This window comes from Bifidobacterium pseudocatenulatum DSM 20438 = JCM 1200 = LMG 10505 (genome assembly GCF_001025215.1).
GTDB lineage: Bacteria > Actinomycetota > Actinomycetes > Actinomycetales > Bifidobacteriaceae > Bifidobacterium > Bifidobacterium pseudocatenulatum.
Window position 1 is genome coordinate 854590 of record NZ_AP012330.1, and the last position, 24790, is coordinate 879379.

Genomic DNA, 24790 nt, shown 5'->3' on the forward strand with positions numbered 1-24790 from the left:
GTGATGACAATGCAGGCATATCCAGAGGTCTACCGGGATGATGTGGTGGAAAGCCAAGGCAAGCTCTTCGACTACGTGGCGCAGTCGTTTCCGGGCAAGAGCACAGAGGATTTCATCGCCACGTATATGACGAGCAAAACACGCAAAAGCATTGATGAAGCCAAAGCCTACGTCAATACGATGGATGCGGAAGAGCTGTGGAAGTATTTCACCGAGACTGAGCATTACCAATTGAAGGACGGCAAGGCGCTTAAAGGGTTCATGCCCGATTGGATCGGTGAGTTCTATGCCTACTACCAATGGTTCTACGGTCTTCCCAGTTCTGAAGTGATTACCAGGGTGCCGTTGAACTTCCTGAAGAAAGCCTATTTCGGGCTGCATGATCTAGATCTGGAACTTGCGGTGCGGAAAGTCGGCGAAGAATGACAGGCATCGTTTGCTTCCATAATCCCGATGAGGAGAACGGGTACCTGAGCAACTGGTATCCGTCGCACTTCGTTGTGGATGATGTTGAGTTTTCCTCAATGGAACAGTACATGATGTACCGCAAGGCATGCTGTTTCAGCGATGCCGAAACAGCCGCGCGAATCCTCGAAACCGATGACGTGGCCGAGATCAAACGCCTTGGCCGACGGGTGGCCGGTTATGACGATCACGTATGGAACGGCGTTCGCCAAATCGAGGTCTATGAAGGATTACTTGCCAAATTCAGACAGAACGCCGAACTCGGGGCACGGCTTGAGGTAACCGGCATCGCGCTGCTGGCGGAATGCGCCGTCAAAGACCGCATCTGGGGCATCGGCCTGTCGATGCATGACCCAGCCAGGTTCAATCCGAGCCAATGGCGCGGTCGGAACCTGCTCGGATACGCTCTAATGCTCACAAGAAGGAAGCTCAGCCGTATAGATTGATGGTAATACGGCTGTTTTCCGGGCTCTAATTGTCCCCGCTTGGGAACAGCGTAAGCTGGGTGAACTGTTCGAGGAGAGTGATGAACGAGCTTCCGATAGAGAGATTTTGTCTGTCAGCGTAGCCAACGGGATATACCCAGCATCTGAGTCCGATAGGGAGACGAATCCTGGCGCGAGTCTCGCGAACTACAAAATAGTGCATTTCGGAGATGTCGTTTACAACAGTATGCGCATGTGGCAGGGGGCTGTAGATGCAAGTCGGTACGACGGCATCGTAAGCCCCGCATATGTAGTAGCAAGGCCCAATTCCGAGGTTTATGCACGATTCTTTGCGCGCCTTCTTAGGCAACCGATGTTGCTAAAACAGTATCAACAGGTTTCGCAGGGCAATTCCAAGGACACTCAAGTTTTGAAATTCGATGACTTTGCTTCAATCGGAATTTCTATGCCTGCCTCAGAAAACGAGCAGCGCCAAATCGGCGGGTTCTTCGACCGTCTGGACTCCCTCATCACCCTTCATCAGCGTAAGTATTGTGGTGTTGCTTCTTGGATGTTAGGGGTTGCGCTCGTAAGATTGGGCTCAGAAAGTGACGGTGCATTCGGGGAGATGAAACATGTTCTACGATAAAGAATCGGATTTCGAAGACGATCTGGTTGCGGTGTTGAAGCGCCATGGATGGACCGATGGCGTGTTGGAATATCCAACTGAACAGGACCTTATCGACAATTGGGCCAGTATCCTGTTCGACAACAACAAAGGCATCGATCGATTGAATGGGCAGCGCCTTACCAAAGGTGAGATGGCGCAGATCCTCGAACAGATCGAAACATTGCGCACACCATTGGCGCTGAATTCCTTCATTAACGGCAAGACCGTGTCCATTAAACGTGATAATCCCAGGGATGAGGCTCATTACGGTAAGGAAATCAGCCTGAAGATCTATGATCGGCAGGAAATAGCAGCGGGGCAAAGCCGGTACCAAATCGCAAGACAGCCTATTTATCCAGCTAAAAATAAGATGTTGAACGATCGCAGGGGAGACGTTTGCCTGCTTATCAACGGCATGCCGGTCATCCACATCGAATTGAAGAAAAGCGGCATCCCCATAAGCCAGGCCACCAATCAAATCGCCAAATACGCGCATGAAGGCGTGTTCACCGGACTGTTCAGACTCGTACAGGTCTTCGTGGCGATGAACCCGGACGATGCCGTGTACTTCGCCAATCCCGGTGAAGGCGATTTCAACGACGATTATTTCTTCCATTGGGCTGACTACAACAATGAGCCCACAGCGGCGAACAAGCATGTCGGGCAGGATGAGTGGAAACGGTTCGCGTCGGACCTGTTGTCCATTCCCATGGCTCATCAGCTCATCGGTTTCTACACGGTCGCGGATTCCGCGGACGGATGCCTCAAAGTGCTGCGCAGCTACCAATACCAAGCGGTGAACGCCATTTCCGACCGTGTCCGCACCTGCAAATGGGACGAGCCTGTGCCGAGCGGCACTCCGGGCCGACCGGGCGGTTATGTGTGGCACACTACCGGTTCGGGCAAAACCATGACCAGTTTCAAAGCGGCGCAGCTTGTCGCCGATTCGAAGGATGCCGACAAGGTTGTCTTCCTCATGGACCGTATCGAGCTGGGCACGCAGTCATTGCTCGAATACCGTTCGTTCGCCGATGATGTCGACGATGTGCAAGGTACGGAAAACACGGATGTGCTCAAGGCGAAGCTGGCAAGCATCGACCCGAAGGACACGCTTATCGTCACGTCCATTCAGAAAATGAGCAACATCAAGGCCGGCGAAGGGCATATCACCGAAGAGGAAGTGAAGAAGCTCGCCGGCAAACGCATCGTGTTCATCATCGATGAATGCCATCGTTCCACATTCGGCGAGATGCTGCAGGATATTCGCCATTCCTTCCCGAACGCGTTGTATTTCGGTTTCACAGGCACTCCGATCCATGAGGAGAACCGCAAGAAGGGCTCAACCACATCAATGGTATTCGGCGATTGCCTCCACCGGTACAGCATCGCTGATGGTATCCGCGATGGCAATGTACTCGGATTCGACCCGTACATGGTGTTGACCTACCGAGACAAGGATGTTCGCCAGGCTGTCGCGTTGCAGAAGGCGAAAGCGGCGACGGTTGAGGAAGCCCAAGCGGATCCGGTGAAAGCCGAAGTGTTCTACCATTACATGGATCCGAATCAAATGCCGATGGGACCTATGGAAACGCAGGCCGGAGAACGTATCAAGGGCATTGAGGATTACCTGACTTCGGCGCAGTACGCGCAGGGCACCCCGCATGAGGGCAAGGTTGTGGAGGATATCCTCGACCAATTCCCATTGCTGAGCAGGGGCAACAAATTCCATGCGATGCTGGCCACGAGTTCCATTCCCGAGGCGATCAGCTATTATCGCTTGTTCAAGGAGCGTGCGCCGCAGATGCATGTGACTGCGCTGTTCGATCCCAATGTCGATAACTCCAACGGCGCGATTCTCAAAGGGGACGCGCTTCAGGAGATCATCGGCGATTACAACGAACTGTTCGGCAAGGATTTCATCATCCCCACATGGCCGAAGATGAAGAAGGACATCACTGCGCGGCTTTCCCACAAGCGGCCATATCTGACGGTCGATCAGCATCGCGAGGAACGGCTGGATCTGCTGATCGTGGTCGACCAGATGCTGACGGGCTTCGATTCCAAGTGGGTCAACACGCTGTATCTCGACAAGATCATCGACTACGAGAACATTATCCAGGCGTTTAGCCGCACGAACCGACTGTTCGGCTCCGACAAGCCCTTCGGAACGATACGCTACTATCGCAAGCCGCATACCATGAAAGGGTATATCGAAGCGGCGGTGAAACTGTATTCCGGAGACAAGCCGCTTGATCTGTTTGTGCAGAAACTGCCGGAAAACGTGCGTCTGATGGATGCGCGTTTCGAAGAGATCGCTTCCGTGTTTCGTGCCGAAGGCGTGGAGGATTTCATGAAGCTGCCGGAGTCTGTGGAAGCATGCCGGAAGTTCGCGAAGCTGTTCTCGGAACTCAATGATTTTCTTGAAGCCGCCAAAGTACAAGGATTTACATGGCAGCAGCGTGAATACTCCGTCACCCATGACGATGGTTCGGTGGAGGTTGTGCGGCCGGAGCTCGACGAACGCACATATCTGATTCTCGTTCAGCGATACAAGGAGTTGTTTGCTGGAGATGGCGAAGGCCATAGTGAGGGTCCTGAGGCTCCATACGATCTTGATGGGCACATCACCGAAATCGACACGGGATTGATCGATACGGATTACATGAACGCCAACTTCACCAAATGGCTCAAGGCACTCGGCGGAGGAGATACAGCCCTGTTGGCATCCGCCGAGGAGGAGCTGCATAAGTCATTCGCTTCGCTCAGTCAGGAGGAGCAACGGTACGCTGAACTGTTCATGCATGATGTGGAGCGTGGCGAGATTGAGTTGGAGGAGGGCAAAACGCTGCGTGACTACATTACGTATTATGCTAACAGCGCCAAGAACAGCCAAGTGGAGAAGATCACCAAGGCGTTTGGCGTGGATGGAGCTTTGCTCAACGAGATGATACGGCTTGATCTTACCGAAGCGACGCTGAATGAATTTGGTCGGTTCGACCGGTTGAAAGCGTCCATCAACAAGCCTTTGGCAAAGGCGTTTTTCAGCAAGCCGGATAGCTCTGTCACCCAATTCACTGCGAATCTTCTCGCCACCAAGTTGCTGAAAAGCTTTATCCTTGAAGGAGGATTCGATCTGGACGATCGTAAATAGCGGACGGTAGTAAAACAGGGGGAGAATCATGTCGGTTGTCGATGAGGCGAAACTGGGGTATCTGGACTTTCTTTCGCGTGAGGATCGGGTACGCCACCATCGCTACGTTGAGGAAATGAAGCAGTATGACATGATGCGCTCCGGCGACATCAATGCCATTTCGGAAAGCGCGAAACTGTGGGATTCCGGACTATACGGCCATCTGTCGGACGATCCTCTGAAAAACGCGAAATACCGTTTCGTCACCACCATTACCTTGGCCACGCGTTTCGCCATTGAAGGCGGCATGGACGAGGAAGACGCATACAACGCCTCCGATCTGTACATTCAAGATCTTGACAATTGCAAGACCCCGGAAGACGTGCGCCGACTGCACACCGACATGATGACCTTCTTCACTTGGGCTATGGCCGACATGCAGAAAACCGACACCCATTCCAAAGCCGTCAACGAATGCATGGACTACATCCACTACCATCTGCATGAGAAAATCACTGTCGCGATTCTGGCACAGCACGTGCATTTGAATCCCACGTATCTGTCAGAACTGTTCGCACGCGAAACGGGAACGTCATTGTCGCAATACATTACCGACAAACGTATGGAAGCCGCCGAAAACATGCTGAAATATTCGGAATACAGCTTCAATGAGATCGCACAGATCCTCGCATACCGGTCGCAAAGCCACTTTTCGAAAGTGTTCAAAAAACATAGCGGCATGACACCGGGTGAGTACCGCGCCAAGTATTCACAGAACGGCATCTGGCCGGAGTAGTAGCGCCTCGGCGTGTCGCGGGCGATGCGGTGAACCGGACGTAACGACATCGCGAACTTCGGGTGTGCCAATCGTGAAATCGATGTGGTTTCGCGTGTGGCATACGTTCGAATCGACTACGGTGAAAGTATTCAATGATGATGCGCGCCGGCCGAATGAACGACAGAACGGAAACGCGCGCAGGATGTGGATGAAAGCAAAGGAATAAACGAATATGGGAATGCCCCTTGATTTGTATGTGATTCGACATGGCGAATCCGAAGCGAACGTGATTATCAGTGCCGGTGAACAGGGTGACAACTCGCTGTATACGCAGGACAACGTCACCGTGCCCGACCGTTCGTGGAGGCTTACGGCCACCGGCCGCAAGCAGGCGGACTGCATCGGCCGCTGGTTGGTCTCACAGCAGCCGTTGTTCGACCGCTACCTCGTCTCGCCGTACGTGCGCACGCGTGAGACGGCTGCCACGATGGCCCTGCCTAAGGCGAAATGGGAGGAGACGCGCGTGCTGCGCGAACGCTCCTGGGGTGAGATCAATACCATCACGAAAGACGATTTCAAAACCAATTACGCGCGTAACTGGATGTTCAAGAACACTGATCCACTGTATTGGCGTCCGCCGGCGGGCGAATCGATCGCCGATGTGGCCGAAAACCGCGTGCATAATCTGCTCACATCCCTGAACCGCAAGTCGGACGCAGAATCCGTGGTGATGGTCAGTCACGGCGACCTCATGCTGGCGCTTATGCTCACTTTGGAGGACTTGTCCGACGAGGAATTCATGCACCGTGCGGCGTCCGACGAATGGAAGATCACTAATTGTACGTGCTTCCATTATTCGCGCCGTGATCCGGCGACCGGGCGTACGCATAAGCGGTTCTGTTGGGAGCAGACCGCCCGCCCGGTGTTCGACGATGCGGAAGGTCGTTGGGCGGTGAAAGTGGACGATTGGCGTGAATTCAAGCGTCCAGTGCTGTCGAATGGCGATTTGGTGGACGTTGTTCATGCGGTTGACCGTCACCTGTGATGTGTGTTGGTCTGTTGATTGCATGATCGGATTGGCTGATATCGACGATTGATGCCCCCATCTTGCGTGTGCAACGCGCCCGTGTCCACGCCCCACTACAATGGCTGTGACACGCGGCGCGTTTTTGCTTGCCGCGAAAGAGAGTTAAGGAGACAATCACATGTCCAATCTGTTCACGTGGCAGGTCCACGGTGATGGCAAGACGCTGAAGCCGGGCGAAGTCGTTGAGCCTGACGAGCGCCTGACTTGGCCGCGCACCGCCGAAATTGGCGCACAGCATGTCATCGCCATGTTCGGTGCCACGTTCCTCGTGCCGATTCTGACCGGTTTCGACCCGTCCACCACTTTGTTCTTTACGGCCATGTCTACCGCACTGTTCCTGCTGATCAACAAGAACGTGCTGCCGAGCTACCTGGGCTCGTCCTTCGGTTTCATCGCGCCGATCGCCGCCGTGGCCAGCGCCCACAAGGGCCTCGCTGTCGCGTCCTTCGGCATCATGGTCACCGGCATCCTGCTGGCCCTGATCGGCGTGCTCGTCCATTACGCGGGCGCCAAGTGGATCGACATCATCATGCCGCCGGTTGTCAACGGTGCCATTGTGGCTATCATCGGCTTCAACCTGGCTCCGAGCGTGTGGAACAACTTCAAGGTCGCTCCCGACACCGCCATCGTCACCCTCGTGGCCGTGCTGCTCGTCGCCGTGTTGTTCAAGGGTCTGCTCGGCCGACTCAACATCCTCATCGGCGTGATCATCGGCTATGCGTACGCCTGCTTCCGTGGTCAGGTCGACTTCTCCGCCATCGGCAAGGCCGCATGGATCGGCCTGCCGGAATTCCGTCTGCCGCAGGTCGACTTCACCATCCTGCCGATGTTCATCCCAGTCGTGCTCGTGCTCATCGCCGAAAACGTCGGCCATGTCAAGTCCGTGTCCCAGATGACCGGCCGCGATTATGACGACCAGATCGGCACCGCGCTGTTCGCAGACGGTCTCGGCACCACCATCGCCGGCTTCGGCGGCGGTTCTGGCACCACCACCTACGGTGAGAATATCGGCGTGATGGCTGCCACCAAGGTCTACTCGACCGCCGCATACTGGTGCGCCGCCGCGTTCGCGCTGATTCTGAGCCTGTGCCCGAAGTTCGGTGCAATCATCAACACCATTCCGGCTGGCGTGCTCGGTGGCGTGACCACCCTGCTGTACGGCATGATCGGCATGGTCGGCATCCGTATTTGGGTTGAGAACAAGGTCAACTTCGACAAGCCGCTGAACATCATGGTTGCCGCAATCACCATGATCATCGCCATCGGCCAGTTCGCGTTCGCTTTCAATGGCATTTCCTTCAACGGCATCGCCATTGGCACCATCGTGGTCCTCGTCGCCTACCACGGCCTGAAGGCCATCGGCAAGGCTACCGGCACCATTGCCAAGGACGATCCGGACATTCTGTGACGGACGGCAATCAGCCGTATCGGACCCGTCGGTCTTATGACCGGCGGGTTCTTTTTGTATGTGTTTTCATGCAAACGTTCCAACATATTTCGTCAATCGATCAATGTGTTGCGTTGAGCAGGTTTTATGATGGTGCGTGTAAGTGAATGCGCATGCGGCAAGGGAGGTATGATGAGCACTGCAGCAGGAAAGAAGATCGCTATCGTCACCGGTTCCGCGCTTGGATTGGGATATGAGCTGACTCGACAGCTGATCGCCAAAGGATGGTTCGTTGCTGGTATTGATTTCAATGGCGCACGTCAGACGGAGTTGTCAAAGACTTTTGCTGCCGACGAATACAGAGCTTTTGTGGGCGATATTTCCGACGAATCGTTCGTGAAGAACTCTATTGCCGCAATCTCGAAAATCGGTCATATCGATTTGCTGATCAACAATGCCGGGCAGCCTTCGTTCAAAGTCCCGACCGCATACGAGGCGGCCGATGTGGACAAGTGTCTGAAGGGGCTGAAAGGCATGGTGTTGTGGAGTGTGGAAACGCTGAAAGCAGACGGTGAGCGGGATCTCAAAATCGCCAACGTTATGTCTACTGCGGCAACGCGAGGCAATCCCAACGAATCCGTGTACTGCGCCACCAAGTGGGGCGAGAAGGGCTACACCAAGAGTTTGCAGGCCGCATACAAGGGGACCAGTGTGAAAATCGTGGGTGTCTATCCGGGTGGCATCGACACCCCGTTCTACCGTGACAGCCATGACTACGTTTCAGAAGAAAAGCAGCATACCTTCATGCGTGCCAACCAACTGGCCGAAGTGATTCTGTTCAATCTGGTCAACGAAGCGAATCTGACCGTCACTGATATCGAAATCAACCGCAATCCGGCGTGAATATAACGAATATGAAGGATTGAAGGAACGTAAGAAAAAGTATCGGGCATAGGCTACAGTTATCAGGTTTGCGCAACGTGCGTAATATTTGACATGAAAGGCCATTGTGCCCGATACCGTTTTTGATGAAGATACCCTCGCAGCCGCTTCCGAAGTGATGGGCGAGGAAGAGGAACGCCCGCTGACATTCGCCGAACTCGGCGTTCCTGGTCCGCTGGTCCGCGTGCTTGCGGCTGATGACAAGAAAACCGCTTTTCCGATTCAGGCCGACACACTTCCCGATTCGTTGGCTGGGCGAGACATTCTTGGCCGCGGTCGTACCGGTTCCGGTAAGACGTTGGCGTTCTCGATTCCGCTGGTCGCTCGTCTGGGTGAAGTGGATGCCAACGAATATGAGAATATGAGCCAGTTCCGCCATGAGGTTGATCGTGTGAAGCAGGCTCATGCCAAGGAGCGGCGCGCCGATGATTTCGTGCCTCATCCGCGTGGCTTGGTGCTTGCTCCAACCCGTGAGCTTGCCAACCAGATCAACGACGTGCTGATGCCACTTGCCCAGATATACGGCATCAACACCACCACCGTGTATGGCGGCGTACGTTATGCCCGTCAGATCCGTGACCTTCAGGCCGGTGCCGATATTGTGGTGGCTTGCCCAGGTCGTCTTGAGGATTTGATCGAACAGGGCGCGCTCACCTTGGACAAGGTTGAGGTCGCGGTTATTGATGAGGCCGACGAAATGGCCGATATGGGCTTCCTTCCGCCAGTCAAGCGACTGCTCGGACAGATTTCGTTCGACGCGCAGATCATGCTGTTCTCCGCCACGCTCGACCATGGTGTGGACGAAGTGGTGGAAACCTTCCTGTCCGATCCGAAGGTGCATAGCGTTGATTCCGCGACGGCGACCGTTGACGAGATGACCCACCATGTGTTCAAAACCACGCAGGGCAACCGTCACGAGCTGGTGCGCACCCTCGCTTCCGGCAAGGGCCGTCGCATTCTGTTCACCCGTACCAAATTCCAGACGCAGAAGCTTGCCAAGGATTTAACGCAGAACGGCATTCCTGCGGCCGAATTGCACGGCAACCTGAGCCAGAACCAGCGTGACCGCAATCTGGCCGCCTTCAACTCCGGCGATGTGAACGTTATGGTGGCCACCGATGTGGCCGCGCGAGGCATCGATGTTTCCGGTGTGGAACTCGTAGTGCAGGTCGAACCGCCGGAAGATCCGAAATCCTTCCTGCATCGTTCCGGACGAACCGCGCGAGCCGGTCATTCCGGTGACGTGGTGACCATCATTCTGCCGAACCAGCGCCGCAGAACCCGTCGCATGATGCGTGAGGCCGGACTGACGGTCGAACCGATCGACGTGACCCCTGATTCGCCGGAAGTGTTGGAGCTCGTTGGCGAAGTGGCCGAGCCGGTGTTCGGCTGGACGCTTGAGCAGTCGCAGCCGGTAGGAAATCCGCGCCGCAGGAAGAATGGCAAGGGGGATGCCGACGGCGAACGTTCCGGCAGGCCGAACCGTTCCGGCGGGCGTAACAAGGATCGCGGCAAAGACAAGGGCGGCAAGCCGTTTAAGTCCGAACGTAAGGATCGTCGTGATCGCGACCAGCGTGAGGAGCGTAACGACAGCGCGAAGAAGTTCGAGCCGAAGAAGAACCGTGCGGAACGCCGTGCCGCCAAGTTCGAAGGTCGTGACAATCGTGAATTCGAAGCGCGTGAACATCGTTGGGAACATCCTGAAATTCAGGAGGAACGCCGCGAACAGCACGAGGAAAAGCGCAACAACAAACGTCGTGAAAAGTACACGCGCCTGCATGAGCAGCAGCGCAGCGACAATGAACAGCGCGAAACAACGAACAAGCGTAGGAACGACGGTGATTACGGCAATACCGACAATCGCAGGAAGCCGGGAAAAAAGAAGTCCGGACAGCTTGCGAAAAAGCAGGGTGCGCCAAGCAAGAAGCAGCGCAAGTCTGAAGCCCGTGCCGAGCGTCGATATGACGACGATCGTCGGTCCAAAGGCAAGAAGCATGACGAGCGTTCCTCGGACGCGAAACGCTATGACCGTCATACGGAAGTCAAGCGTGGCGGCCGTGGCGAACGTCACGACAAGCATGCAGGGCAGTCACGGCATCGCCATGCGAACATCAGGAAAGCGCCATTCCGTATGCGTTGATCGCTGAAAAGCAAAATCAAAGTTTGCGTAGCTGGCAAACAATAGAAAACGGTGTCCGCCAAAATCTATGAACTTTTGGCGGACACCGTTTTCTATTAAATCTGATCATCTATTAATTTGCTTGGCTATATGAAAAGTTGCTCAGCCTGTAATCGGATTGTATTGGTCGTCTGCAGTGAAGCACTTACGGTACGCCATCACCATAATGAGACTGTCAGCCAGAAGCGTCAACGCTGCGATGGCGGCGAGAATCAGGAACTGGTATTTCGCAGCATCGATAGGATTGCCGCCGGCGATGATCTGACCGGCCATCATGCCAGGCACCGTCACAATGCCGCTGGAAGCCAGCGAGGCGGTAGTCGGCAGCAAACCCAAACGAATCGACGAGACGATGGACGGGCGTGCGGCCTCCCAAGCGGTCGCACCCAATGCCAGCAGCGTATCCACTTCGTCACGGCGTTCCTTCATGCTTTCGAAGAACCGGCTCAATCCAACCGCCAAAGCGGACACGGTATTGCCAAGCAGCATGCCGGTCAACGGTACCACCAATTGCGGCGCATACCACGGTTGCGGGCGAATGATCAATTCGGTGACCAACGAAATCATAATGAGCATGGTGATGACCAAGCTCAAAAACACGGGACCGGCCAAGCCCCTCGGCACACCCTTGGCACGGGACAGGGTGATTTGCACGGCCGCGATCAGCATGAACATCACCAGCAGCAGCACCAGCCATGGATTGTTCGACTTGATGACGAACTCCATAATGAAACCCATGGCGCACAATTGCAGCAACGCGCGGCACGCCGACCATAGCAGTGTCTTGCCAATACCCATGCGCATCGCTTCGGAAATGCCCGCGGCCACGGCAACCATAACCAATGCGATAAGCAGACCCCAAATATCAATGGAATAGTAATTGCCGCTCATGCCTGCGCTCCTTGCATCGAATCGGACTGTGCCGCGAAATCATTGGAATCATTGGTTGCTGTGGTTCGCGGAGCATTCGCACTTTGCAATACGCCATTGGCCAGTGTAAGAATACGCGTGGCACGTCCATCCGGTGGGCGATGACGAATACGGATCACCGTCATGCCCCGCTCTGCGGCCTGAGCCATGATGGACGCCACCTTATCGGCGTTCTCATCATCCAAACCGGCGTCAACCTCGTCGGCAAGCAGCACTTTTGGCGAAGTAAGCAAGGTGCGCGCCAAACTCACGCGGGCGGCCTGGCCTCCAGACAAGTCATGCGGAGCACGCCCCAAATCAATATCCGCGCAGCCAATGGCGTCAAGCGTGGCTCGAATGCGATCATCCGGCAGTAGATCGGCGGGTTTGAGAGACTTGCCGGACGACCATTTCTTGCCGAATCCTTGCTTGCCTTCGCCCGCACGAATAGCCAATGTGAACGGTAGACGAATCGCCTCGGCCACACTCGAACCGATCAATACTGGCTTCTGCGGCAAATACGCCACCTGACTACGCCACTGCTGCGGTGTGAATTCGCTGGCAGAGCGCCCTTCAAGCTGAAAATCGCCGTTCGCATTCGGATTCAATCGTGCGAAAGCGGTAAGCAGACTACTCTTGCCTGATCCGGAAGGGCCAACCAAATCCACAATCTCACCAAGCTTCATATCAACGGATAATCCGCTGAGAATCGTGCGTTGCTCACCATCGACAGGCACGACACAGGAAACATTCGAAGCCGAAAAAACATACTGCATAATCCAACACCATACCGCTTGACTGCCGGTCGGAAGCATTGGATGCGTTTCTTAGTGTCTTCTAAGCTGGATCACATTGCATGGGAATATTGCATCTGCCAGTCACGAATTGAAAACACTGCTCGCCATCCTCTATACAAGAGCCGATCTTATTGAATTCCGCCATAAGCGAGATAAGTCCATCGACGAGCCGTTGAATGAGCTGAGATTCGATGTGGACCGCATGAACATGATCATCTCCAATCTGCTCGACGTGGTGCAGGCAGACAATCCGGAAAACACCGTCAATGCGGCACATGATGGCGTTCGAGGCGTGATCGGCAAAGGCAAGAACGCTACCGAATAGCATCATTCATTCAGCTTGCTCACAGTATTTTTCGTTGATATTCCAAGGAAAATCAGCCTCAAGGATGAGGTCGTGCCAACGTTTCGTGGACTACAACTGGCACGTTGGAAGTGAAAAATATGAAAGCAAGAAGTGAGCATGCGTGCATGGTTGGTGAACATAAGTTTGGTGGATGGCTGGTTTCCGGCAACGTTGTTTTCGATAACCGCGGTGCTGGCGGCGATACTGCTGGGTATTGCGATATGGGAGATGGTTGGCGGAAGCTGTGGCGGTGGTAAACGTGCAATTGCCGTAGTTGCGTGTCCGATGGTGATTGCGGTTATTGCCGGCATTGTCGGATTGGTGATTGCCTGGTTGCTGTCGGACGTGTTTGTGGTGTTCGGTGTTGAGCTGGGCCCGCGTGTGATCGCGTGGGCTGGTTGCAGTTGCGCGATCATCGGTTTTGCGGTCAGCCATGCGATGCTGCATAGGGGAGTGTTGCGTGCCGTCGCCGTAATACTGGTGGTATGCGCAGTGTTTTCCACCGCCACCGGCATCGATCAGGCGTATGGAGAATATGCCACCATCGGATCATTGTTCGGCCAAGACGCCTATAACGAAGCCGACCTGACGGGAATGGCGAAACGCAACGATTTGATTAGCGTCACGCAATGGAGGCAGGAAGCGGCAGACGGTAGCATCAGCGATATTCCCGCACATGGCGAAGTCAGTAAAGTAAATATTCCAGCCACAACATCGCATTTCGAAGCGCGACAGGCGCTGGTATATCTGCCGCCGGCAGCGCTTGTCACAGCCAAACACAAGCCGGCGTTGCCGGTCATACTGATGATGAGCGGCCAGCCGGGCTCTCCGGGGCGCGTGTTTGCCGCGGGCGGCATTCAAACCATGATGGACGATTACGCGCAGCATCATGGCGGACTCGCACCCATTGTTATTGCGGCCGACCAGTTGGGAGACGATTCGCATAACACCCTATGCGTGGATTCGCCGGTGTACGGCAAGGCGTTGACCTACTTGACGAAAGACGTGGTCGACTGGGTGAAAACCAATCTTCCTGCGGCACGGCAAGCACAAGATTGGGCGATCGCAGGTTTTTCACAGGGGGCCACATGTTCGCTGCAAATCGGTGCGAACCATCCGAATTTGTTCAGCACCATCATCCCCACCGGCAGCGAACTCAAACCGACCAATGGCAGTGAAAGCAGTATGATCAGCCGGTTCTTTCACGGCGATCGCACCGCATATGAGAAGCAGATTCCCATCAACGCCATTCGCAACCATGCGCCTTCGAACCAGACGCTTGTGATCGGCGCGGGGGAGCGTGATCGCGAGTCTGTGCGCAATGTCGAACTCATCGCACCGGTTGCTCAACAGGAGGGCATGCATGTTACGGCAGTCGAATCGCTCGGCAATGCGCATGACTGGCATGCCGTGCGAGACACGTTGCGGTATGGGCTTGTCGTATTCGGTTATAACACGGGACTGAGTGATGCTAAGCCGAAATTGGCTGACTATCCGAATCTTAAACGCATTTCAATCTGAATCATCGAACGGAAGTACTGTATTATGACGCAATCGCAGGAATCAACAGTGAAACCATTATTTGGCTTTCGTGCGCTTATGGCCGATCTTGCCGACTGGATTCGTGAGCATCGCATGACCTTGGGGTTTGTGCTGTTCATCACGCTGTTCAATGTCGGCATGCAGCTCGTATGCGGCATTAGACATACGCAATTTCCGCCGCAATTGTCGCGCGTGAGTTTTGACGCGCTCGCGCATGGGCGCTGGTATACCGCGCCGATTTCACTGCTGTCGGTGCCTCAGTTGGGTCGTCTGCTGATCGACATTCCACTGATACTCATCGCATTCGGCTTATGCGAAACGGTGATTGGAAAGGCGAAGACGGCATGGGTGTCGCTGATCACCACGCTTGGCGGCATAGCGCTCGGTATGGGATTATGCTCGCTGTTCGCAGGCAAAAGTCCGCAATGGCATGCGATTTCGCATGATGGTGCGATTTTGGGGCCGCTGGTTGTTGTGGTGGGCACGCTGATGTGTGCCAGCGCGTTCACCGCCATGCTGTGGCGTCGGCGTATTCGTGTGATCGGCTATAGCGTGGTGCTGATCCTGTTCCTGTATCGTGGTGAAGCCGGCGATTACTGTTTGCTGGCGTCGGCGTTGCTTGGCCATGTGCTTGGCTATTTGATGGCTTCCGAGAGTCAAGGTGATGTGTATAGGCATGGTGCCTTGTATGAGATGCGCAGGCTGATTGGTATGGCTGCCGGCGTACAGGCGGTCGGTTCGCTGGTTGCCGTTTCCTCAAGACAATCATTCGGATTGCTCTCCATGTTCGGCTTGCTGACAGGTTCCACGGAATTCGACACGGAACAAGTGTTGGATTGCCTCAACGGTTCCTCGCATGCCAACTGTTTCGCGCAATATCGTATGATGCGATTCACCATGCCCGGAAACTGGCTGGTGTCGTTGATGCCGACGCTGATGCTGCTGTTGATCGCATGGGGTCTGTATCGCGGACGCCGTATTGCCGCAGCGTTGAGCGTGCTGTTCAATGCGTGCACAGTGGTGCTTGCGATGCTGTTTTATGTGGTGCTTCCGCTGCAATATGTTGGCGATTCGCAGGCTGATGCGTTGCCTGCGTTGGCTCGTCATGGTGCGTTTCATGCGATGTTTTCCACTATGGCATTGCCGTTGATTTTTATCGTTATCGTCATTGCGTTCCGTCAGTGTTTTACGATTCGCACTAGAAGTGAGATTATGTTGCGTGCTGCGGCAGGTGCATTGTCGGCTTTTCTGTTGTTGGGATTGATGTATGCCGGATATGGGCTTGCCTCTCCCGACGATTTCAATGAAAGTCCGCAATTGATCGCATTGCTTGCCGATTATGTGCAGCGATTGCTACCAATTGGTCTGTTGAGTGGTATCGAACCTGAGTTTGTGCCCGTCGGCCGAATTTCCTTGCTGGTATATCAGTGCGTCGGTCCGGTGTTTTGGATTATTGCATTGCTTTGCGCTTGGGATTGTCTGCGAGATCGTTCCATGGTGAATGATGCTTCACGTCATCGCGTTGATGAAATCATTCCTCTTGGCGGCGAATCCATGTCGTTCATGACTACTTGGGAAGGCAATGACTATTGGTTTTCCGCAACCGGACGTTCCGCGATCGCCTATCGAGTGTCTTACGGCATCGCATTGACCGTGACCGGACCATTCGGAGATCCCAGCGAATATGCGGATGATCTCATTGATTTCGCAACATTCTGCGCACGGCATTCTTGGACGCCCGTGTTCTACAGTGTGCACGAATCGCAGCGAGCCGAACTCACCAAAGCCGGATGGGATTCGCTTGACGTCGGTACGGAAATGGTCGTCAATCCCAACGAATGGCAGACCCGAGGCAAGAAATGGCAGGACGTGCGCACCGCCATCAACAAAGCCAAACGAGACGGCATCACCGACGTGCTCACCACTTTCAAGGAGGCACCCTTCTCAGTACAAACGCAGATTCGTGAGATCTCCGCACAGTGGGCCGGCAAAAAGGCCCTGCCGGAAATGGGATTCACCTTGGGAGGCGTCGACGAACTGATCGACTCCCGGGTGCGCCTACTCTACGCGGTTGACGGCAATGGCAAAGTCCTTGGCGTAACCAGCTGGCTGCCCACCTATCGTGACGGTACGATCATCGGTTGGACGCTTGACTTCATGAGGCATCGCACCGACAGCGTCAACGGCATCATGGAATTCCTGATTGCACGCATGGCTGAACGACTACGCGACGAAGGCAACGTGGAATTCATGAGCTTATCGGCGGCGCCGCTGGCCGGTATGGGATCCAACAAAGGCGAACACGAGGAAAGCGAAGTGTTGCGTCATGCACTGCAAATGGTCGCAGACATCATGGAACCAGCATACGGATTCCACTCACTATTCCGTTTCAAACTGAAATTCCACCCCGATGAAGAGAAAGTGTATATCTGCTATCCCGACGCAGCCAAACTGCCGCAAATATCGCTTGCCGTGGCACAAGCCTACGTGCCGTCGCTCACACCTGCCGAAGCCATGCGATTCGTACGTACGATTGCGCCGCGTGATTGACATGATGTCAGACTTGAGACGGTCCATGGTTCTGGGGTAGCTCGGGTCTACACTAAAGAACGGTTCATAAAGTACTACTTTTCCTGATGGAAGGGGCCAGCATGTCAGCTGAAGCAAACGTCGGCGTAGTCGGTCTTGCCGCAATGGGCGGTAGCCTCGCACGTAACCTCGCACACCACGGCAACAAGGTGGCAGTGTTCAACCGCTCTTACGGCCGTACCGAAAAGCTCATGAACGAACACGGCAACGAAGGCGAATTCTTCCCGGCAAAAACCCTCGAAGAGTTCGTGGACAGCCTCGTCAAGCCGCGTACCGCCATCATCATGGTCAAGGCGGGAGAGCCGACCGACGCCATGATCAACGCGCTCGCCGACCTGATGGAGCCGGGCGACATCATCGTCGACGCAGGCAACGCCTACTTCCCGGACACCATTCGCCGCGAGAAGGAAATCAGCGCTCGCGGACTGCATTTCGTCGGATGCGGTGTGTCCGGCGGTGAGGAAGGCGCTCTGCTTGGACCTTCCATGATGCCGGGTGGCTCCGAAGAATCCTGGAAGACTCTGAAGCCGATTTTTGAATCCATCGCGGCCAAGGCCGAAGGCGAACCGTGCGTCACCCATATCGGTCTCAATGGTGCTGGCCACTTCGTCAAGATGGTGCACAACGGTATTGAGTACTCCGACATGCAGCTCATCGCTGAAAGCTACGATCTGATGCGTCGTGGCCTTGGCATGACTCCGGCTGAGATCGGTGACGTGTTCGAAGAGTGGAACAAGACCGAACTCGACTCCTATCTGATCGAAATCACCGCCGAAGTGCTGCATCAGGCCGACAAGAAGACCGGTGAGCCGCTGGTTGACGTGATCGTCGACCATGCTGGCATGAAGGGCACCGGCACGTGGACCGTGCAGACCGCACTGTCTCTGGCCGTACCGGTCACCGGCATCGCCGAAGCCGTGTTCGCCCGTGGTCTTTCCTCCGAAGCTGATCTACGTGAGGAAGCCGCCAAGCAGGGCTTCAATGGCCCTGACGGCAACCTGAACCTCACCGACGATGAGAAGAAGGCCTTCATCGAAGACATTCGTCAGGCACTCTACGCTTCCAAGATCGTCGCCTACGCCCAGGGCTTCAACGAGATTACCACTGCTGCCGAAGAATATGGCTGGGATATCGATCTGGCTGCCGTGGCACGCATCTGGCGTGGCGGCTGCATCATCCGTGCGAAGTTCCTCAACCGTATTTCCGAAGCGTTCGAATCAGGTGAAGCCAACGTGTCGCTGCTGTTCGCTCCGTACTTCAAGAACGCCATCGAAACCGCCGAAAAGTCTTGGCGTAACGTGGTGGCTCAGGCCGCCGTCAACGGTTTGCCTACTCCGGCGTTCGCTTCCTCGCTGTCGTACTTCGACGGACTGCGTTCCAAGCGCCTGCCCGCCGCCCTGATCCAAGGTCAGCGCGACTATTTCGGCGCTCACACCTACCAGCGTGTGGATCAGCCGGGCGCATTCCACACGCTGTGGGCTGAGCCGGGCCGCGAGGAAATCGAAGCCTGATAGACGTATTTCTGCAACGAATCTAGCGGATTAACAGATGAAAAGAGCCTCACGCTTTATGAAAAGTGTGCGGCTCTTTGTGTTGCGGCAAATATGATCAGCCGCAAGGGAAACTCGTTGAGTTGCCTCCTGAATTATTCGCGATGCTGGTTGCGTGGGTTGCCGCCATTCATGATTGCGGCGACCCGTCGCGTCAGAGCGCGGGGGAGTAGTCGTTCCGCTGCGGCTCCGGCTTTGGTGAGGTAGCCGTGGTAGGCAAGCGTGCGCCCCTGCTTCATCTTCCGATACGCGTAGGTGGCAAGCTGGTAGGCGGTGGCCGGTTTGGTCAGCGTGAAGAAATTCATGCCATGCATGTTCGCGGCCTTGGCGAACCCTGTGGATGTCGGTCCGGGGCATACGCAGGTCACACTCACACCGGTATCTCGCAATTCGTACGACACCGCTTCCGAAAGCGATCGTACGAACGCTTTCGACGCGAAATATATCGCCATATATGGGCCTGCCATCATTGAAGCAACAGAAGAGATGTTCAATATGCGTCCGTGACCCTGCTCGCGCATATCACGACCATAACGGTACGTAAGTTCAGCCAACGCGGCCATGTTGAGCTGCATCATCTCATGCTGGCGATGCCAGTCGGCGTCGAGAAAACCCGTCCAATCCGCAAAACCGGCGTTATTGACGAGATGATCCACTTCAAAACCTTGCGAAACTGTGTAATCATGCAACTGTTGCGGTGCGTCAGACTCGCTTAGATCAAGCGCAACCGTCTCCACATGCACGCCATAGCGATGTTCCAGCGTGCGCTTCACGTCATCAAGTTTGCCTTGACTGCGTGCCGTAATGATGAGATCATGCCTGTCGGCCGCAAACAATGCCGCCATCTCACGCCCAATGCCACTCGAAGCCCCCGTTATCAACGCATATGCCATAAAACCACCTTTCTTAAGTATTGATGTTCATGGTAGTCAATACGCATGCAATAACGCCATTTGCAACGCAATGGTCCGGAACTTTTCGACTGGGCTGGCTGATTGACAGTTTTCATGCACTTCTCGCATGGAAAGTAATACATCATTTACATTAGTTATTTTGGTTTGGTTCGTTCACAATGGGTGCGTCAGCATGAATGTGAAAGAACCAGTATGGAATGTTCGAAAGGCCATGTTTTTGAACTCATACAACAGGGCGGCCCGACCGACAAAGTCATTACAATGCATGTCGTGAAACCGGGATCATTCACAGCTTGCATTTGACTTCGTCCACTTGAAGTTCTTAAGTTTGATGGCATGACTTACGATTTCGACACTCCCGTAGACCGATCCGGCACGTATTCGCTCAAGTGGGAAGAGGCAGGAGATGCGCTGCCCATGTGGGTGGCGGATATGGAATTTCAAACCGCTCCACAGATTCGAGCCGCACTGCAGCAGCGTCTTGACCACGGTATTTTCGGATATTCCATCGTCCCTCCTGAATGGAATCAGGCATACGTTGACTGGTGGCACCGTAGGCATAATCTTGATATCGACCCGGAATCGCTCGTATTCAGCACCGGCGTGGTGCCGGCAATCTCCAGCATGGTACGAAAACTCACCACAGCAAACGAAAACGTGCTTATCCAAACTCCGGTCTACAACATTTTCTTCAATTCGATTATCAATAATGGATGCCGCGTGCTTGAATCACCGTTGGAATACGACGGTTCCGGACATTACTCCATCAACTGGGCCGATCTGGAATCCAAGTTGGCCGATCCGCAAACCACGCTGATGATCCTGTGCAATCCACACAATCCCGTAGGCCGAATCTGGGATCGCGACACCCTCGCACGCATAGGTGAGCTTTGCTGGAACCATCATGTGACCGTAATCAGCGACGAAATTCATTGTGATCTTACCGATCCGGGATATGATTACGTGCCCTTTGCCTCGGTGAATGAGCAGTGCGCAATGAACTCCGTGACCTGCATGGCACCGACCAAAACGTTCAATATCGCCGGTCTTAACACGGCTGCCGTAATGATTCCAAATCCCGTGCTGAGGCATAAGGTATGGCGTGCGCTCAACACGGACGAAGTGGCCGAACCGAACGCCTTCGCCATGACGGCCACGCTCGCTGCCTTCAACGAGAGCGAGCCTTGGCTTGAGGAATTGCGCGCATACTTGGCAGGCAACAAAGCCGAAGCACGAGCCATGATCAACGAATACAATGCTGCCGCGGCACCGGAACGACGCATCGCCCTGATTGAAAGCCATGCCACCTACTTGTTGTGGGTCGATTGTTCGAAACTGACGCACGATACCGCTCTGTTGTGCGAACATCTCAAGCGCAATCATCAGGTGATGTTCTCCGAAGGTGCCGAGTATGGCGGCAACGGGCATGATTTCATTCGCATCAACGTGGCCTGCCCGCGAAGCACCATGCAAGAAGGATTCAATCGTCTGTTCGCCGGATTACGTGATTTTCGGTGAATTAATATAAGACCATCGGCTGTGATATTGCTCACAGCCGCTAGGAAACGGCTGGTTTTGTGGGTTTTCACAAAATATGGAAAGGACGTTTTTCGGATGGGCACCGCCGTCCGTGACCTGTTGGCGATACTATGAGGCATATGACTGAAACTGTTTCATCCGTACTTGGCACGCCTGAAGAGTGGACGAATCCGCTGCGCGATCCGCGCGATCTTCGACTTCCACGTATTGCAGGCCCGTGCAGTATTGTGATTTTCGGCGTGACCGGCGATCTGTCACGCAAGAAGCTGCTTCCCGCCATTTATGATCTGGCTAATCGTGGCCTATTGCCGCCAAGCTTCGGTTTGACGGGTTTTGCACGTCGTGATTGGACCGAGGATCATTTCAAGGATTTCGTGAAGGAGAACGTGCAGGCGCACTGCCGCACGCCATTCAAGGAGGCGACCTGGAAGCAGCTCGCCGACGGTATTCGTTTTGTGCAGGGCACGTTCGATGATCCGAAGGCGTTCGAACGATTGTCGAACACTGTTGCCGAGCTTGACCGTGATCGTGGCACGCGAGGTAACCATGCGTTCTACATGTCGGTGCCGCCGCGCGCGTTCCCGCAGGTTTCCCGACAGTTGGCGGATTGCGGTCTGGCGAAGTCCGACAAGGGCGCTTGGCGTCGTGTGATCATCGAGAAACCGTTCGGGCATGATCTGGCCAGCGCTAAGGAGCTGGATCGTGTGGTTTCCGAGGTGTTCGACCCATCGAGTGTGTTCCGTATCGATCATTATCTCGGTAAGGAGACGGTGCAGAATATTCTGGCGCTTCGTTTCGCGAACGCCATGTATGAGCCGATTTGGAACAATAATTACGTCGACCATGTGCAGATTACCCACGCCGAGGATATCGGCGTGGCCGGTCGTGCCGGATACTATGACGGCATCGGTGCCGCACGCGACATCATCCAGAACCACCTGCTGCAGCTCATGGCATTGACGGCCATGGAGGAGCCGGTCTCCTTCTCCGCCGCTGATCTGACGGCTGAAAAGACGAAGGTGCTGTCCGCAGTGCGCTTGCCGAAGGATCTGGCGGCGCATACGGCCCGCGGACAGTATGCCGCCGGATGGCAGGGTTCTCATGAGGTTGTCGGCTATTTGGATGAGAAGGGCATTAATCCGGCTTCAACCACAGAGACTTACGCAGCGATCCGACTGGATGTCGATACGCGCCGTTGGGCCGGCGTGCCGTTCTACCTGCGTACGGGCAAACGTTTGGGCAAGCGTGTCACGGAGATTGCCGTGGTGTTCAAGCGTGCCCCGCATCTGCCGTTCGAGTCGACCGCAACGAAGGAGCTCGGCAAGAATGCGATCGTGATCCGCGTGCAGCCCGATGAGGGTGTGACCATGCGGTTCGGCGCGAAGGTGCCGGGTGGCACGTCGATGGAGGTCCGTGACGTGTCGATGGACTTCGGTTACGGCCGTTCGTTCACCGAATCGTCTCCGGAAGCCTATGAACGTCTGATTCTTGACGTATTGCTGGGCGATCCGCCACTGTTCCCAACCACACGCGAAGTGGAATTGAGCTGGCAGATCCTCGATCCGATCGAAGAGTTCTGGTCCACGCTTGGCCAGCCGCAGCCGTATCGTTCCGGAACGTGGGGCCCTCAGGAAGCCGTTGAAATGCTGGCCCGCGATGGACACCGTTGGAGGATGCCGTGATCATTACCATGAAGAACACCGAAACCCGTGAGATTTCGGCGAAAATCGATGAATTGCACGAGGAGCGTGGCGAAGCGGCTCTGGGTCGCGTGCTCACACTGCTGATCTCCACGAATGAGACGTCGCTGGAGCATGATCTCGCCGTGGCGAACAACGCCAGCCGTGAGCATCCCTGCCGTGTGATCGCAATCGCGCCGAATTCACGTAGGGTGGATGCCGCTGCCGATGATGGCAAGCCGCACACCTTTCTCGACGCGGAAGTGCGATTCGGTTCCGACGCTGGCGCGGGCGAAATCATCGTGTTGCGTCCGATTGGTGGGCTGGTTCACCACCCTGATACATTGGTGATTCCGCTATTGGTGCCGGACGCTCCGGTGGTGGCTTGGTGGCCGAACGAAGCTCCGGCGAATCTGTCAAACGATTTGCTGGGTTCCATGGCGCGCAGCCGTATCACCGATGCCATGCATTCCTCGAATCCGATGCGGACCATGGATGATCTGCGCCGCAACTGGTCGTCGAAGAATGTGGACATGTCGTGGACTCGCTTGACTGTTTGGCGCGCAATGCTCGCTTCGATGCTTGACCAGCCGCCGCATCTTCCAGTAAGCGGCGTGCGTGTGACCGGACCAAAGAACTTCCTGCCGTTGAATCTGCTGGCCGCATGGCTTCGTCTTCGTCTGAACGTGCCTGTTGTGGTGGAAGACGATCCGAATGCAACCGCCGTGACCGGCGTGTATCTGACCCGTTCCGATGGCGTGCTGAGTTTGGAACGCCCATCCACCGACGATGGCATCGCCGTATTGAACGTTCCAGGGCAGTCCCCGCAAACCATGAGCGTTCCCGCACGAACCATCGAGGAATGCTTGAGTGAGGAATTGGGTCGACTCTATCCGGACGAGATCTATGCGGAAGTCGTGACTCAAGGCTGGGATCTTATCAATTCGAAGCACTGAATCGATTCTCCGAAACAATAAAGGAACAATGCAGGAAAAGCATATGGCAGAACGCACCACCGTTGTATATCCCAATCCTCAGATTCTGGCTGAAGCCGTGGCCGCACGTACGCTGTTGACCATCACCGATCTTCTGTCGGAACCGAATCGCACTCGCGTTGACATTGCCGTGACCGGTGGAACCGACGGCAATCGAGTGTTCGACGCCATGAACGCGAGCCCATTGAACGATGCCGTGGACTGGAGCCGCGTGCACGTATGGTGGGGCGACGAACGATTCGTGGCCGCCGATGACGATGATCGCAACGCCAAGCAGGCGCGTGAGGCATGGTATGGCAAACTGGTTGCCGACGGCCGTATGCCGGCAGGCAACATTCATGCGATGCCGTCCGATGAGCGTAACTTGGAAAGCGTCGCGGCAGCCTCACCCGAACAGACTGATGCGGTGCTGGCTGAAGCCGCCGCGCAATACCAGCGTGAACTCATTGAACAGTTGGGTGAGAATCCAGCTTTGGACATCGCCATGTTCGGTATGGGACCGGACGCGCATTTCGCATCCCTGTTCCCCGACCATGGCGAGTCGGAGATCGACGATCCGCATGTGCTTGTCGCCGGTGTGCGCGATTCACCGAAGCCGCCGCCACTGCGCCTGACGCTGACCGTGCCGATGATCGCACGATCGAAGCACACGTGGGTGTTCACATCTGAAGTACGCAAGGCGGATGCGGTTGCTGCAGCATTCGCGCAACGCAACAATCCGCATGCGCCAAGCTCTTATGCCGATGGTGAGGAACTGCTGTGGCTTATCGACAAAGGTGCCGCCTCCAGATTGTGATGCAAGAACCGGGACTATGGAATCCCGATAGCCGGGTTCCGTTGGTTCCGTGACGGGCACGTCACCTAAGT

Annotated in this window: 20 protein-coding genes; 17 read left to right on the forward strand and 3 right to left on the reverse strand. The window is 55.2% G+C overall.

The window, feature by feature from the left end; all coding sequences use genetic code 11:
- Positions 1 to 3 precede the first annotated feature (3 nt).
- The 9 genes from BBPC_RS03525 to BBPC_RS03565 all read left to right on the forward strand — a co-directional run bounded on the left by BBPC_RS03525 (position 4) and on the right by BBPC_RS03565 (position 11024).
- Positions 4 to 426, forward strand: a complete 423-nt coding sequence (locus tag BBPC_RS03525; protein ID WP_004221468.1) for a hypothetical protein — start codon at positions 4 to 6, stop codon at positions 424 to 426.
- On the forward strand, positions 423 to 911 hold the full coding sequence (locus BBPC_RS03530; protein ID WP_004221466.1) for an NADAR family protein: 489 nt from the start codon (positions 423 to 425) through the stop codon (positions 909 to 911). Before BBPC_RS03525 ends, BBPC_RS03530 begins: the two co-directional genes overlap by 4 nt.
- Positions 912 to 975: 64 nt before the next feature.
- Entirely contained in the window at positions 976 to 1539 is a 564-nt protein-coding gene (locus BBPC_RS03535) for a restriction endonuclease subunit S (protein WP_231857850.1), read from the forward strand.
- Complete coding sequence (locus tag BBPC_RS03540; protein ID WP_004221475.1) at positions 1526 to 4711, forward strand: type I restriction endonuclease subunit R, EcoR124 family; 3186 nt, start codon at positions 1526 to 1528, stop codon at positions 4709 to 4711. The genes BBPC_RS03535 and BBPC_RS03540 overlap by 14 nt, the downstream gene beginning before the upstream one ends.
- Positions 4712 to 4739: 28 nt before the next feature.
- Complete coding sequence (locus BBPC_RS03545; protein ID WP_004221476.1) at positions 4740 to 5486, forward strand: helix-turn-helix domain-containing protein; 747 nt, start codon at positions 4740 to 4742, stop codon at positions 5484 to 5486.
- Between the two features lie 214 nt (positions 5487 to 5700).
- Positions 5701 to 6513 (forward strand): histidine phosphatase family protein, encoded by an 813-nt coding sequence (locus BBPC_RS03550; protein WP_003835331.1) that lies wholly within the window; start codon positions 5701 to 5703, stop codon positions 6511 to 6513.
- Between the two features lie 160 nt (positions 6514 to 6673).
- A complete protein-coding gene (locus tag BBPC_RS03555) occupies positions 6674 to 7963 on the forward strand; it encodes a uracil-xanthine permease family protein (protein ID WP_004221478.1) in 1290 nt (429 codons plus the stop codon).
- Positions 7964 to 8134: 171 nt separating this feature from the next.
- A complete protein-coding gene (locus tag BBPC_RS03560; RefSeq protein ID WP_033523990.1) occupies positions 8135 to 8845 on the forward strand; it encodes an SDR family NAD(P)-dependent oxidoreductase in 711 nt (236 codons plus the stop codon).
- Positions 8846 to 8951: 106 nt separating this feature from the next.
- Positions 8952 to 11024, forward strand: coding sequence for a DEAD/DEAH box helicase (locus BBPC_RS03565; RefSeq protein ID WP_004221483.1), 2073 nt, complete (start codon positions 8952 to 8954; stop codon positions 11022 to 11024).
- Positions 11025 to 11165: 141 nt separating this feature from the next.
- Here the strand turns inward: BBPC_RS03565 and BBPC_RS03570 are convergent, their stop codons facing one another.
- Both BBPC_RS03570 and BBPC_RS03575 read right to left on the reverse strand, forming a co-directional pair.
- Positions 11166 to 11954: an ABC transporter permease gene (locus tag BBPC_RS03570; RefSeq protein ID WP_004221485.1), complete on the reverse strand. Its 789-nt coding sequence runs from the start codon at positions 11952 to 11954 to the stop codon at positions 11166 to 11168.
- On the reverse strand, positions 11951 to 12748 hold the full coding sequence (locus BBPC_RS03575; RefSeq protein WP_004221486.1) for an ABC transporter ATP-binding protein: 798 nt from the start codon (positions 12746 to 12748) through the stop codon (positions 11951 to 11953). Before BBPC_RS03575 ends, BBPC_RS03570 begins: the two co-directional genes overlap by 4 nt.
- 76 nt (positions 12749 to 12824) lie before the next feature.
- On the opposite strand from BBPC_RS03575, the gene BBPC_RS03580 reads away from it, so the two are divergent.
- From BBPC_RS03580 to gndA, 4 genes are all read left to right on the forward strand, one after another.
- Complete coding sequence (locus BBPC_RS03580; protein WP_152595396.1) at positions 12825 to 13094, forward strand: histidine kinase dimerization/phospho-acceptor domain-containing protein; 270 nt, start codon at positions 12825 to 12827, stop codon at positions 13092 to 13094.
- A gap of 138 nt (positions 13095 to 13232) precedes the next feature.
- A complete protein-coding gene (locus BBPC_RS03585) occupies positions 13233 to 14636 on the forward strand; it encodes an alpha/beta hydrolase (protein ID WP_033523991.1) in 1404 nt (467 codons plus the stop codon).
- A 24-nt stretch (positions 14637 to 14660) separates the two neighbouring features.
- Positions 14661 to 17207 carry a bifunctional lysylphosphatidylglycerol flippase/synthetase MprF gene (locus BBPC_RS03590; protein ID WP_033523992.1) on the forward strand — a complete coding sequence of 849 codons (2547 nt, stop codon included), beginning with the start codon at positions 14661 to 14663 and terminating at the stop codon, positions 17205 to 17207.
- A 101-nt stretch (positions 17208 to 17308) separates the two neighbouring features.
- Positions 17309 to 18757, forward strand: coding sequence for an NADP-dependent phosphogluconate dehydrogenase (gndA, locus tag BBPC_RS03595; protein WP_033523993.1), 1449 nt, complete (start codon positions 17309 to 17311; stop codon positions 18755 to 18757).
- Positions 18758 to 18891: 134 nt separating this feature from the next.
- Here gndA and BBPC_RS03600 read toward each other — a convergent pair whose 3' ends face one another.
- On the reverse strand, positions 18892 to 19689 hold the full coding sequence (locus BBPC_RS03600) for an SDR family NAD(P)-dependent oxidoreductase (RefSeq protein WP_004221501.1): 798 nt from the start codon (positions 19687 to 19689) through the stop codon (positions 18892 to 18894).
- A 357-nt stretch (positions 19690 to 20046) separates the two neighbouring features.
- Here BBPC_RS03600 and BBPC_RS03605 point away from each other — a divergent pair, with 357 nt between their 5' ends.
- From BBPC_RS03605 to pgl, 4 genes are all read left to right on the forward strand, one after another.
- A complete protein-coding gene (locus BBPC_RS03605) occupies positions 20047 to 21228 on the forward strand; it encodes a MalY/PatB family protein (protein ID WP_004221506.1) in 1182 nt (393 codons plus the stop codon).
- Between the two features lie 131 nt (positions 21229 to 21359).
- A complete protein-coding gene (gene zwf, locus BBPC_RS03610; protein WP_370622439.1) occupies positions 21360 to 22931 on the forward strand; it encodes a glucose-6-phosphate dehydrogenase in 1572 nt (523 codons plus the stop codon).
- Positions 22928 to 23884: a glucose-6-phosphate dehydrogenase assembly protein OpcA gene (locus BBPC_RS03615; RefSeq protein ID WP_022245526.1), complete on the forward strand. Its 957-nt coding sequence runs from the start codon at positions 22928 to 22930 to the stop codon at positions 23882 to 23884. The genes zwf and BBPC_RS03615 overlap by 4 nt, the downstream gene beginning before the upstream one ends.
- Positions 23885 to 23927: 43 nt before the next feature.
- On the forward strand, positions 23928 to 24719 hold the full coding sequence (gene pgl, locus BBPC_RS03620) for a 6-phosphogluconolactonase (protein ID WP_033524079.1): 792 nt from the start codon (positions 23928 to 23930) through the stop codon (positions 24717 to 24719).
- Positions 24720 to 24790: the final 71 nt, after the last annotated feature.

Coding starts and splice junctions, on each gene's coding strand:
- BBPC_RS03545 (WP_004221476.1), top strand. CDS start 4,740: ATGTCGGTTGTCGATGAGGCGAAACTGGGGTATCTGGACTTTCTTTCG.
- BBPC_RS03590 (WP_033523992.1), top strand. CDS start 14,661: ATGACGCAATCGCAGGAATCAACAGTGAAACCATTATTTGGCTTTCGT.
- BBPC_RS03585 (WP_033523991.1), top strand. CDS start 13,233: ATGCGTGCATGGTTGGTGAACATAAGTTTGGTGGATGGCTGGTTTCCG.
- BBPC_RS03600 (WP_004221501.1), bottom strand. CDS start 19,689: ATGGCATATGCGTTGATAACGGGGGCTTCGAGTGGCATTGGGCGTGAG.
- BBPC_RS03575 (WP_004221486.1), bottom strand. CDS start 12,748: ATGCAGTATGTTTTTTCGGCTTCGAATGTTTCCTGTGTCGTGCCTGTC.
- gndA (WP_033523993.1), top strand. CDS start 17,309: ATGTCAGCTGAAGCAAACGTCGGCGTAGTCGGTCTTGCCGCAATGGGC.
- BBPC_RS03560 (WP_033523990.1), top strand. CDS start 8,135: ATGAGCACTGCAGCAGGAAAGAAGATCGCTATCGTCACCGGTTCCGCG.
- BBPC_RS03530 (WP_004221466.1), top strand. CDS start 423: ATGACAGGCATCGTTTGCTTCCATAATCCCGATGAGGAGAACGGGTAC.
- BBPC_RS03525 (WP_004221468.1), top strand. CDS start 4: ATGACAATGCAGGCATATCCAGAGGTCTACCGGGATGATGTGGTGGAA.
- BBPC_RS03550 (WP_003835331.1), top strand. CDS start 5,701: ATGGGAATGCCCCTTGATTTGTATGTGATTCGACATGGCGAATCCGAA.
- zwf (WP_370622439.1), top strand. CDS start 21,360: ATGAGGCATATGACTGAAACTGTTTCATCCGTACTTGGCACGCCTGAA.
- BBPC_RS03605 (WP_004221506.1), top strand. CDS start 20,047: ATGACTTACGATTTCGACACTCCCGTAGACCGATCCGGCACGTATTCG.
- BBPC_RS03540 (WP_004221475.1), top strand. CDS start 1,526: ATGTTCTACGATAAAGAATCGGATTTCGAAGACGATCTGGTTGCGGTG.
- BBPC_RS03555 (WP_004221478.1), top strand. CDS start 6,674: ATGTCCAATCTGTTCACGTGGCAGGTCCACGGTGATGGCAAGACGCTG.
- pgl (WP_033524079.1), top strand. CDS start 23,928: ATGGCAGAACGCACCACCGTTGTATATCCCAATCCTCAGATTCTGGCT.
- BBPC_RS03570 (WP_004221485.1), bottom strand. CDS start 11,954: ATGAGCGGCAATTACTATTCCATTGATATTTGGGGTCTGCTTATCGCA.